We start from the raw sequence: 12,141 nt of genomic DNA on the forward strand, positions 1-12,141 counted from the left end.
CCGCGTCCTCCGCTGTCATCATCCGCGACCCGGCTACGCCAAGGCTTCGCCGAGGTTTACACGCTTGGCCCGCCGAAGCTTTAGCGAAGGCGGGGCATGACACCGTACTTTATGACTTCACCGGAGACGGCGGCCCATACGCCTCGCCTTTCCCCGTCGCCACCTTCTCCCGATCTCCCGCCAGCACACGCTGCACGGACACGAAGAACACCGGCACCATCAATAGGGCGAGAATGACCACCGCGATCATGCCGCCCATCACGACGGTGCCGAGCGATTGCTGGCTGGCGCCGCCGGCACCATGCGCGATCGCCATCGGCAGCACGCCGCAGATGAAGGCAAGGCCAGTCATCAGGATCGGGCGGAAGCGCAGGCGGCAGGCCTCGATGGTGGCTTCCACCAGCGGCTTGCCTTCCTTACGCAAATCCTTGGCGAACTCGATGATGAGGATCGCATCCTTTGCCGCAAGGCCGATGATGGTGATCAGGCCCACGGTGAAATAGACGTCGTTCGGCAGGCCTCGCAGCATCGCCGCGATCACGGCACCGGTGACGCCGAGCGGCACGGTCAAGAGCACCGCGAGCGGAATGGTCCAGCTCTCATAGAGCGCGGCCAGACACAGGAACACCACGAGCACCGACAGCGCCAGCAGGAACGGTGCCTGCGAGCCCGACAGCTTTTCCTGCAACGACTGACCGGTCCATTCATAGCCGAAGCCGCGCGGCAATTTGCCGGCAAGCCGCTCCATCTCGGCGATCGCATCGCCCGAGGTGAAGCCGGGTTTTGCCTCGCCCGATATGCGCACCGCCGGATAGTAGTTGAAGCCCGCGATCTGCGTTGGCCCACGCGACCATTCGACCGTCGCGAAGGAGGAGAACGGCACGAGCTGGCCGCGGCTGTTCTTGACGTTGTAGTTGAGGATGTCCTCGGTCTTCATGCGGTCGCGTGCGTCGGCCTGCACCACGACACGCTGCATGCGACCGCGGTTCGGGAAGTCGTTGATGTAGTTCGAGCCGAGATTGGTCGAGATGGTGTTGTTGATGTCTTCAAACGTGACGCCGAAGGCGCCGGCCTTCTCGCGATCGATCACGAGATTGACCACGCCCGCCTCGGGCAGGCCCTCGATATAGACTTTTTGCAGCACCGGGCTCGCATTGGCTTCCGCGATGAGCTGGTCGGCCGCGCGCATCAGCGCCGCATAGCCCTTCTGGCCGCGATCCTGAAGGCGGAACGAGAAGCCCGAGGAGTTGCCGAGATTGTCGATCGGCGGCGGCTGCAGCGCCGAGATCTTTGCGTCGCGGATCGACGACAGGTCACGGTTGATGTCGGATACGATCGCGGCGGCAGACTCCTTCGGACCGCGCTCCGACCAGTCTTTCAGCGTGATGAAGGCCTGCGCTGTGTTCATGCCCTGGCCGGAGAAGCTGAAGCCGGTGAGGAAGGTGACGTCCTTCACACCGGGACGCATCGCGAGATATTTTTCGACCTTTTCGATCACGGCCTCGGTGCGGGCATAGGACGAATCCGACGGCGCCTGCACGTCGGTGGTGACAAAGCCCTGGTCGTCGACGGGCAGGAAGCCGCCGGGGAGGTTGACGAAGGCCCAGGACAGGCCGACGAGGAGCGCGGCATAGACCAGCATCAGCCGGCCCGTGCGCTTCAGCGAGAAGCCGACGGTGCGGGAATAGCCTTCCTTGCCGCCTTCGAGCATGCGGTTGAACCAGCCGAACACGCCCTTCTTCGCGTGACCGTGGCCGGCCGCGACGGGCTTGAGCAGCGTGGCGCACAGCGCCGGCGTCAGCGACAGCGCGAGGAACGCCGAGAAACCGATGGCGGCGACCATGGTGACCGAGAACTGACGGTAGATGATGCCGACCGAGCCCGGGAAGAACGCCATCGGCACGAACACCGCCATCAGCACCAGCGTGATGCCGATGATGGCGCCTGATATCTGCGACATCGCCTTGCGCGTCGCCTCCTTCGGCGGCAGGCCTTCCTCGGCCATGATGCGCTCGACGTTCTCGACCACGACGATGGCGTCGTCGACGAGGATGCCGACCGCGAGCACCATGCCGAACATCGAGAGCATGTTGATGGAATAGCCGGCGAGCAGCAGCGCGGTGCAGGCGCCGAACAGCGCCACCGGCACGACGATGGTCGGAATGATGGTGTAGCGGATATTCTGCAGGAACAGGAACATCACCACGAACACCAGCACCACGGCCTCGACCAGCGTCGACAGCACCTTCTTGATCGAGGCCTCGACGACAGGCGTGATGTTGTAGGGAATTTCATAACTGATATTGGCGGGGAAGAAGCGCGACAGCTCCTTCATCTTGGCCTCGACTGCGCTCGCAGTCGCCAGCGCATTGCCTGTCGGAGACAGCAGCACCGAGAGGCCCGCGGTCGGCTTGCCGTTCAGGCGGGTGTTGAACTGATAGCTGAGGCCGCCGACCTCGACCCGCGCGACGTCGCGCAGCCGAACGGTCGAGCCATCGGGATTGGCCCGCAGGATGATGGCACCGAATTCATCCGGGGAGGAGAGCTGGCCCTTGACCAGCACCAGCGCGGAGATGCGCTGGTCGGCCGTCGACGGCTCGGCGCCGATGCTGCCCGAGGCGACCTGCGCGTTCTGCGCGCTGATCGCCTTGTTGACGTCATCCGCCGTCAGCCCGTAGCCGACGAGCTTGGCCGGATCGACCCAGACGCGAAGCGAGCGCTCCGTCGAATACAGCGTGGCGCGGCCAACGCCGGGGATACGGCGGATCTCGCCGAGCACGTTGCGGATCATGAAGTCGCCGAGCCCGACCTCATCCAGGCTGCCGTCGGTCGAGTTCAGCGTGATGATCTGAAGCACCGCGCTGGAGGCTTCCTCGATCAAAATGCCCTGCTGGATCACCGCGCGCGGCAGGCGTGCCTCGACGCGCTTGATTCGGTTCTGCACCTCGACCGAGGCCGCGCCCGTATCAGTTCCCGGCACGAAGTTGGCGATGATCTCGACCTGGCCGAGCGAGTCGCTGGTCGATTCGAAATTCAGGATGCCGGAGGCGCCGTTGAGCTCCTCCTCGATCAGTCGCGTGACGCTGTTGTAGAGATTTTCCGGCGAGGCGCCGGGATAGCTCGTCGAGATCGAGATCGAGGGCGGCGCGATGATCGGATATTGCGCGACCGGCAACAGCGGGATCGAGATCGCGCCGATCAAGCAGATGAACAGCGCGACCACCCAGGCGAAGATCGGCCTGTCGATGAAGAAGCTCGGCATGGCGCGCTACCGCAACGTCTGCGCGTGCTGGGCATCCGCCGTGGCGTCGGCCTCGGCCCAGGACTGCGGCTTGACCTTGTCGCCGGCAGCGAACTTCTGGAAACCTTCGACCACGACCTTGTCGCCGGCCTTCAGTCCGTCGGTGACGAACCAGATGCCGTCCTGCACCGAGCCGGTGCGCACCGGCTGCACCGCGATGCGGTTGTCGTCCTTGACGACGAACACCTCGCTGCCGCCGCCGCCATTGCGCTGGATTGCCTGCTGGGGCACCGCGATGGCATCGGAATCGATGCCCTGATCGATGCGGACGCGGACATACATGCCGGGCAGCAATTCGCGCTTGGGATTGCGGAACTCGCCGCGCAGCGTCACCTGCCCGGTATGGGCGTCGACCTTGGCGTCGGAGAACAGGAGCTTGCCGTCGAGCGAATAGGTCGTGTTGTCGTCGAGCACGAGGCGGACTTTTGCGGCATCGGCCGCGATGCGATCGAGATCGCCGTTCTCGAAGGCACGGCGAAGCTGGTTCATCTCGGTGACCGACTGGGTGAAGTCCGCATAGATCGGATCGAGCTGCTGCACGGTGGCCAGATTGGTCTCGTTCTGCACCACGAGCGCGCCTTCGCTCACGATGGCCGCACCGACCACGCCATCGATCGGCGCGCGCACGGTGGCGTAATCGAGGTTGAGCCTGGCGCGCGCGAGCTCCGCCTTGCGGCCCTCGACCTCGGCCTGGGCCTGGCGCTCGGCGGCAATCGTCTTCTCGTTCTCGGCTTCCGGCGCGGCGCGCTGGCTGGTGAGCGTGGCGATACGGCGCGCCTGCTGCTGCGCCTGCATCAGCGCGGCCTCGGCCTTGGCGAGCCCGGCCTCGTTCGCCATCACCTCGACCTCGAACGGCCGCGGGTCGATGCGATAGAGCGCTTCTCCGGCCTTCACCTCGCTGCCCTGGCGGAACAGGCGCTCGACGACAATGCCGGAGACGCGCGGCCGCACCTCCGCGACGCGTGTCGGCGCGATGCGGCCGGGCAACTCGCGCACCACGGCGCGCGATTGCGGCTTGACGACGACGATGCTGACATCGGGTTCGGAAGGTTGGGTGGCGGAGACTGCAGAGCTGGATTCATCACAGCCCGCAAGCAGCGGCGCAAGGGCCGCGAGCATCATTGCAACGCATGCCGATCGCGCTCGAAGTCCTGACATGAAGTGGGGTGCCCCGGTATTGTTGAACAAAGCAGCACGCACGATGTCGAAGAGATTCCGCGCGGCTGACATGGTCAAAATAGAATGCACGTGCTGCGACGCAAAGCATGAAGCGGGCGGCGCAATGTCACACGCGCTAGGGCGCTGAGTTCGTGGTCGTTTTCAGAGCTCACTGGATTGTGAGTCGGGCGCCGTGCCGCCCTGCTGCGACAGAACATCGCAAGGGAGCGCTACGAGCCCGGCGTGCACGGTAAAGATGTAGATCATTCGACTTCTGACGGCTGAGCCGAATCTCGCGATCAATCAGCGTTGCCGCTTGTGCCCCTGAACGGACACGGCAGATCCAAATGCCCCCCGTGCGGTCCGACGCGATCGGCCCTAACTCCTGCCGTACTGGTCTTGATCGCAGGCCTGCAGGATGCGGACAAAATCGGCCATGCTGGATCGATCCCGATTGTCGGCCATCGCCGCGACCTGAGTATTGGACGCGGGCTGGCTTCCTTGCCAAAACCGCATGAGGAGGTCGGCGATGTTTCTCATGACGCACTCTCCGCAACCAACTGTGGCAGTCGACACCAATGACTGCGGCTCGATCAAGGCAAAGGCCGGCGGGCGTTACACCGCCGACCTTGTCCTGCAACTGCCTGCTCGCGGGCCGGTTCCGTTGCTTTTCGCTCTGCGTTCGTTAGGTAGCACCGGGCACTTGGATGACGCCATTGCGCGCGAGTATGAGGTGACCGTGCTGAGGTACGGCCTGGCTAGTGACTCGGTATAACTCGACCAGACGTCGGTTTAGTCCCAAGTATCGTAGTGCCAAGTATTCTGGTCCCAGGCATTCTAGTCCCAGGCCCCAAGGATTCGGACTGGCATCGATACCGTCTCATGATCGACGGACGAAGCCTCGTTCCGCGTGGGATTGCCGCCATGCGCCCGCGCGGCACCCGCCGCGACGCACGTAGCCCTGCCACCATGATAGGATGACGCACTGCCCATCAAGGCTGTCGGAGAGCGGGTCAAGCCCGGGCCGGCGCAGACAGCGCGAGATTGTCTTTGTCTTAAGACGGAGGACACTCCATGCCGAGAAAAGAGATTCTCGACCAGATCCAGAAGTACATCCACCCGTTCCGTATCTCCAGCGGCAAGGGCTTTCAGCTCGGAGATTTCGACCCCGGCGACACGCGCGGTCTGAACATGGAAAAGGGCGAAGCTGCCGACCTTCTTCAGCGGGGCACTCGGTGGCTCGCAGAAGAACAGGACATGCTTTACGCCCAGGACCGTTGGTCGCTCCTGCTCGTGTTCCAGGCCATGGATGCGGCTGGCAAGGACAGCACCATCAAACACGTCATGTCGGGGGTAAATCCGCAGGGCTGCCAGGTCTTTTCGTTCAAGCAGCCCTCACAAGAGGATCTCGCACATGACTTCATGTGGCGCTACGTCTCGCGTCTGCCGGAGCGTGGACGGATCGGAATCTTCAATCGTTCCTATTACGAGGAGGTCCTCATTGTGCGCGTTCACGAGGATATCCTGAAGCGGCAGAGGCTGCCGTCGTCGTTCGTGGGCAGGAGGATCTGGGGCGAACGGCTGGCAGACATCGCGCGCTTTGAGGATTACCTCACCCGGCAGGGCACGGTCATCCTCAAGTTCTTTCTGCATGTGTCGCGCGCAGAGCAGAAGAAACGCTTCATGAAGCGCCTCGACAATCCCGAAAAGAACTGGAAGTTCTCCGCGTCGGACGTGCGCGAGCGCAGGTACTGGGCCGATTACATGGGCGCGTACGAAGCGGCGATCACGGCCACTGCATCGGAGCAGGCGCCGTGGTACGTGGTGCCGGCCGACAACAGGTGGTTCACCCGTCTTGTCGTCGCCGCGGCAATCGTGGAGGCAGTGGAGAAACTCGACCTCGCCTATCCGAAGGTAAGTTCGGAGCAGAAAAAGGAGCTGGCCACGGCGCGTGCGGAACTTGCACGTGAAGCTTGACTGCCGAGGCGCAAGACGAGCCGTCTCATTCGCCTGCTTCCGCTGCAAGGACAACCTTCCGCAAGGCGCTTGACGAGCGGATGACGAGCTTCTCTGCCTCGACCACGAGGAAGAACAGCAATCCGCCCGCGAGAAGCCAGGGCCACACCCAAAGCGGAACAGATTCGTTGCCAAACATCGCCTGGACCGGTGGCACGTAGGTGAAGATCAGTTGCAGGATCACGACGGCAGCGATGCCGAGCGGCAAGTACGCGTTGCCCATGTGCGCCTTCAGGGAGAGCGACGAATCGAGCAGGTAGCGGCTATTCAGCAAATAGAAGACCTGGCCGATTGTGATGGCGTTGACCGCTACCGTTCGGGCCAGCCCATCCGATGCGCCTTGCTTCGTCATCCAGAAGAACGCCAGCAAGGTGTAGGCAAGGAGCGCCAGGCCGACAAAGATGATCCGCCAGATGCCGAAGCCGGTCACGATCGGGCGGTCTACTGCGCGCGGGGGCCGTTGCATCACATCGATCTCGTGCGGCTCGAAGGAGATGACGAGGCCCAGCGCGACCGAGGTGACCATATTGACCCAGAGCACTTGCGGAGCCGTGATCGGCATGGTGAACCCGACAAAGATCGCCACCGCAATGACCAGCGCCTGCGCGACGTTGGTCGGCAGCATGAATAGCATGGCCTTCTCGATATTGTTGTAGACGGTGCGCCCTTCCTTCACCGCCGCCGAGATCGAGGCGAAGTTATCGTCGGCAAGGATCATTTCAGCAGCTTCCTTCGTGACCTCGGTGCCCTTGATACCCATCGCGACCCCGATGTCGGCTTTCTTGAGAGAAGGCGCGTCGTTCACACCGTCACCCGTCATCGCCACGATTTGATTGTTGGCCTGGATCGCTTTCACCAGGCGCAGCTTGTGTTCGGGGCTGGCGCGCGCGAAGACGTCGACGGCGCGAACTCGTTCCTGCAGCGTCGCGCTGTCCATGTCCTCGATTTCGGCGCCCGTGATCGCGGTCTTGCCGTCGCCGAGCCCAAGCATCTTGGCGATGGCCGCGGCGGTGATCTTGTGATCGCCGGTGATCATGGTGACGCGGATGCCACCACCTTGGCACTCCTTCACGGCTTCGATCGCCTCCTTGCGCGGCGGATCCAGGAGGCCGATCAGGCCGAGCAGGACCAGCGTCCTTGGCAGATCGGCCGCGGTGAGACTGCCAGCCTTCACATTCGGGTTCCGGAGCCACGCGAACGCCAGCACACGTTCACCTTGGGCCGCGAGCCTGTCCGATTGTTCCGAGAAGCGATTGCGGTCGAGCGGGCTCGACTGGCCATCGCCGGTCTGCTGGCGATCGCAGTGTTCAAGAATGACTTCCGGAGCGCCCTTGACGAGCAGGACTTGCTCGCCGTTCGCATCTCTCTGGAGCGTTGCCATAAACTTGTGCTCGGATTCAAACGGAATGGCGTCGATACGCGGAGATGCAGCCTGCTCGAGCTGCCGATCCATGCCGAGCTTTGCCGCGAACGGATAGAGTGCGCCCTCGGTCGGATCGCCCTCCACCTTCCAGGTGCCCTCCTCCTGGAACAGTTCCGCGTCGTTGCAGAGCAGGGACACGCGCCCCATCAGCGCAAGGACCGGATCCTTGCCGGCGGGCTGTCCGTCCTTTTTGATTTCTCCCGCGGGAGAATAGCCATCGCCGGTGACCTGATACGCCGACTCGGCTGTGACGGCGGATACCACCATCATCTCCATGAGCGTCAGCGTACCCGTCTTGTCAGAGCAGATCCGCGACACGGAGCCGAGCGTCTCGACTGCGGGCAACCGCCGGATAATCGCGTTGCGCTGGGCCATGCGCTGGACGCCGATGGCCAGGGTGATCGTGATGAGTGCAGGTAGTCCTTCCGGGATAAGCGATACGGCGATGCCGACGACTGCCTGGAAGAGCTCCACAAAGTCGATCCCTTTCACCCACTTGCCGTAGGCGAAGATCAGGACGCTGATCACCCCGATTGCCGCGCTGATGGCGTAGCCAAATTTCTTGATCTGGCGCAGCAGCGGAGTCTCGAGCGGGCTGACGTCGGCGAGCAACTGGTTGATGCGGCCGAGTTCGGTCTGAGTGCCGGTCGCGACGACCAGTCCGGTCGCACGACCGGATACGACCATGGTGCCGGAAAATGCCATGTTCTCGCGATCGCCGACCGTCGCGTTCGCAGGCACCGCGTCGACGCCCTTTTCTGCCGGCACCGATTCACCAGTGAGGGCCGCCTCTTCGGTCCGCAGGTTCTTTGTCTCGAACAGTCGCAGATCCGCAGGAATCTTGTCGCCCGACTCCAGGAGCACGACGTCGCCCGGAACGAGCTGCTCCGCTGGAATCATGCGGGTTTCCCCACCGCGTACCGCCCTGGCCTCGGCGGTCAGCAAATTGCGGATGGAATCCAGTGCCTTCTCGGCCTTGCCCTCCTGAATGAATCCGAGGAGCGCGTTGAGAACGACCACGCCAAAGATGATCGCCGCGTCGACCCACAGGTTCAGCATCAACTTGGTGAACCCCGCGGCGAGCAGCACGTAGACCAGGATGTTGTTGAACTGTGCGAGAAGCCTCGCAAACGCGCCGCGTTTCCTGCCTTCGGGCAAGCGGTTCTGACCGAATTTCTGAAGTCGGGCCGTAGCCTCGGCCGGAGCAAGCCCTTTCTCGCAGCTGGTAGCAAGTCGCTCGACGACCTCATGCTGAGGTATCGCGTGCCAGGGCACCACCTCGTTGGTCGTGTTCGCATTCGCTGCTGCGCTCATGCCATTCTGCCTATCGGCCGACGTCTAGAACCGGTCAAGGCCGCTCAAGGGGTCGACATCCGACATTTCTTTCGAAGCCGCAATGACATGGGTTGTGATCCGCAAGTCCCTTGATCTGAATCAAGGGACTGAGACCCGTTGAAAGACCGGTTTCAATGCGGAGAAACCCTCACCCAACTTGGGGCTTCGCAGTATGGTTTGACGAGCCCCTCCGATGACCAACCGGTTCCGCGCTTGGTTTGGCGCGCAGACTTCGGATATCGGCCCCAACTCAGACCTGGTCTGAGCTCCGCTATCGCGCCGCGATCAGAGGCACAGCAGACCCGTGCACACCATCCGCGGCACGCCTGATGGCGAGCACGCGCCCTATGCCACCGCCTTCATGCGGTAATGGCTGACGCCCCATTCGGTGCCGTCGGCGTGGCCGAACAGGCCTGCGGTGGCGAGGAAAAACCAGCGCCAGCGACGCATCCACAATACGGTGTCGTTGCCATAGACCTGGCGCAAGGCCGCTTCAATGGCTTCACGATTGCGGTCGAAATTGACCAGCCAGTCGTTCGCGGTGCGCTGATAGTGCGTGCCGCTCCAGCACCATTCCTTCTCGACCTCGAACAGGTCGGGATATTGCCTGACAAGGTGATGGCTCGGCATCACGCCGCCAGTGAAGAAATGCTGCGCAACCCAGTCGTCGCGGTCGGTACGGTCGAACAAATACGAGCCCGAGCGATGGGTGAAGATATGCATGAAGAAGCGTCCGTCGACATCGAGCCAGGAGCGAACGTTCGTCAGGAGCTTGCGCCAGTTCATCATGCGCTCGAACATCTCCACCGAGACGATGCGATCGAAGCGGCGGTCGGGTGCGAACACGTTCATGTCAGACGTGACGACGCGGAGGTTTTGCAGGCCACGCCGTCGCGCCTCCTCCTCGATATGGTCGCGCTGCGAATGTGAGTTCGAGACCGCCGTCACCTCGGCATGCCGAAACTGCCGCGCCATCCACAGCGACAGCGAACCCCAGCCGCAGCCGAGCTCGAGGATCGACTGCCCGTCGGCAAGATCGGCATGCGCGACGGTCTGGCGCAAGGCTTCTTCTTCCGCCTCCTGCAACGTGGTCGCAGCCGTGTTGTAGAAGCAGGACGAATATTTGCGTTTGGGGCCGAGCACCGCCGCGAAGAAAGCAAATGGCACCTCGCAGTGCTGGATGTTGGCGGCATCGGCATGCTCGGCGATCGGCCGCAGCATCATCTGGCCGGCGAAAGCCGTGTCATCCGCCGCCGTGCGGTCAGCAAGGCGCGTCGCGGTGCGCGAGCACAGCCGCTGAATCGCGGCGCGGACGACCACGTCAGGTAACGGCACGCGTTCGGCGGTCTCGATGATGGTGGAGACGAAGCTCATGGGGTCGCTCCCTTGACCGTGGCTCTGAGCAGGAGTGGAAAAAGGCGCTGGTTCGCGCCTGACAGGCGCGGTAGCGATCGCCGGCGCAGGCTCGGAGACCAGCCAACGAAGACTGCCGGCGCCGACCAGTCCGGCCGAAAAAGCCCAGATGACGTCCACCGGGCCGGAATTGCTGGTCCGCTGCCATCCAGGCGAACGTCGTCGGAATCGCAGGCGAAAGCGCGCGAAGCGCCCCGCGATAGGTCATCATGCAAAAAATCCGACTTGAGTCTTCGGGAACGCCGGAGTTTTACAAAGTACCAAAGCTTCAAAGCCCGGTTTCAGCTTTAGGTTCCCTGGTTACCCCTGAAATCGGCCCCTTCCCGCTTTTTTTGGGCTGGCTCTGTGCCATAGTGCAGGCTGCAATTCGAGGTTTCGCAACGGATGACATCGGCCATGAAGCCTGGCACTTCGCCCCGCTCCCCCATGGACATCAACTACATCAAACTATCCTCCCCCAGCGTGTTCCTGGTCCGGATGCTGGTGTTTCTGGTGCTCTGCTCGCTGGTCGGGGTCGTGCTCTACAAGCAGATCATCACCGCCTTCTTCGCCAATCCCGGGCTGAACGCCCTGATCGGCGGTGTGCTGTTCATCGGCATCATCCTGGCATTCCGGCAGGTGATCCGGCTCTATCCCGAGGTCTCCTGGGTCAACAATTTCCGTATCGCGGATCCCGGGCTTGCGCCGTCGCGCCATCCGAGACTGCTGGCCCCGATGGCGGCGATTCTCGGCGGCGAGCGGTCCGGGCGGATGAGCATCACCCAGCAGACCATGCGGCACCTGCTCGATTCGATCGCGACCCGCCTGGACGAGGCCCGCGACATCTCCCGCTATATGACGGGATTGCTGGTCTTCCTCGGCCTGCTCGGCACCTTCTGGGGCCTGATCGAGACCGTTGGCTCAGTCGGCAAGGTGATCGACGGATTGAAGGTCGGCGGCGACGCCGGCGCTCTCTTCGATACGCTGAAGGAAGGCCTAGCTGCCCCGCTTGGCGGCATGGGTATCTCGTTCTCCAGCTCGCTGTTCGGCCTCGCCGGCTCGCTGATCCTCGGCTTCCTCGACCTGCAATCGAGCCAGGCGCAGAACCGCTTCTACACCGACCTCGAAGACTGGCTCGCCACCACCGTGCGCGAATATGGCAGCGGCGAGGTGGCGGCCGTCGCCAGCGGCGGCGGTGTGGCTTCCGGCGAGCTCCAGGCCGCGGTGGAGCGGCTGCGCTCGGTGCTCGAGGAAGGCAACGCGAGCCGCGGCACGACTGCGGCGATGGCAAGCCTTGCCGAAGCCATCCAGGCGCTGGTCTCGCACATGCGAACCGAGCAGCAGATGATCCGCGAATGGGCCGACGGCCAGGGCGAGCAGAACCGCGAGATCCGCCGCCTGCTCGAGCGCCTCGCCCGCCAGCCGGAGAAGAGTTGAGTACTCGCTGGGCTACCGTGCCCCGGACGCAGCGCAGCACGCAGTGGCGCGCTGCTGAGCCGGGGCCCAGCGTTACTTG

General features: G+C 63.3%; 8 protein-coding genes. 3 read left to right on the forward strand and 5 right to left on the reverse strand.

Features of this window, described 5'->3' with window-relative positions; translation table 11 throughout:
- Nucleotides 1-109 precede the first annotated feature (109 nt).
- The 3 genes from SO180_RS00910 to SO180_RS00920 all read right to left on the reverse strand — a co-directional run bounded on the left by SO180_RS00910 (nucleotide 110) and on the right by SO180_RS00920 (nucleotide 4,999).
- The gene (locus SO180_RS00910; protein WP_449376961.1) at nucleotides 110-3,262 is read right to left on the reverse strand and encodes a multidrug efflux RND transporter permease subunit; all 3,153 of its coding nucleotides are present in this window, start codon (nucleotides 3,260-3,262) and stop codon (nucleotides 110-112) included.
- 6 nt (nucleotides 3,263-3,268) lie between these two features.
- Nucleotides 3,269-4,459 carry an efflux RND transporter periplasmic adaptor subunit gene (locus SO180_RS00915; protein WP_449376962.1) on the reverse strand — a complete coding sequence of 397 codons (1,191 nt, stop codon included), beginning with the start codon at nucleotides 4,457-4,459 and terminating at the stop codon, nucleotides 3,269-3,271.
- A 378-nt stretch (nucleotides 4,460-4,837) separates the two neighbouring features.
- The gene (locus tag SO180_RS00920; protein ID WP_449376963.1) at nucleotides 4,838-4,999 is read right to left on the reverse strand and encodes a hypothetical protein; all 162 of its coding nucleotides are present in this window, start codon (nucleotides 4,997-4,999) and stop codon (nucleotides 4,838-4,840) included.
- Here SO180_RS00920 and SO180_RS00925 point away from each other — a divergent pair.
- Entirely contained in the window at nucleotides 4,989-5,234 is a 246-nt protein-coding gene (locus SO180_RS00925) for a hypothetical protein (protein ID WP_449376964.1), read from the forward strand. The two genes, SO180_RS00920 and SO180_RS00925, sit on opposite strands and share 11 nt — an antisense overlap.
- Before the next feature lie 299 nt (nucleotides 5,235-5,533).
- Nucleotides 5,534-6,436 (forward strand): polyphosphate kinase 2 family protein, encoded by a 903-nt coding sequence (locus tag SO180_RS00930; RefSeq protein WP_449376965.1) that lies wholly within the window; start codon nucleotides 5,534-5,536, stop codon nucleotides 6,434-6,436.
- 25 nt (nucleotides 6,437-6,461) lie between these two features.
- Here SO180_RS00930 and SO180_RS00935 read toward each other — a convergent pair whose 3' ends face one another.
- A complete protein-coding gene (locus SO180_RS00935; protein WP_449376966.1) occupies nucleotides 6,462-9,212 on the reverse strand; it encodes an HAD-IC family P-type ATPase in 2,751 nt (916 codons plus the stop codon).
- 366 nt (nucleotides 9,213-9,578) lie between these two features.
- Entirely contained in the window at nucleotides 9,579-10,607 is a 1,029-nt protein-coding gene (locus SO180_RS00940; protein WP_449376967.1) for an SAM-dependent methyltransferase, read from the reverse strand.
- A gap of 435 nt (nucleotides 10,608-11,042) precedes the next feature.
- Between SO180_RS00940 and SO180_RS00945 the strand changes: the two genes are divergently transcribed.
- On the forward strand, nucleotides 11,043-12,062 hold the full coding sequence (locus SO180_RS00945) for a flagellar motor protein MotA (RefSeq protein WP_449376968.1): 1,020 nt from the start codon (nucleotides 11,043-11,045) through the stop codon (nucleotides 12,060-12,062).
- The last annotated feature ends 79 nt before the right edge of the window (nucleotides 12,063-12,141 follow it).

It is taken from the genome of Bradyrhizobium sp. UFLA05-112 (assembly GCF_053572325.1).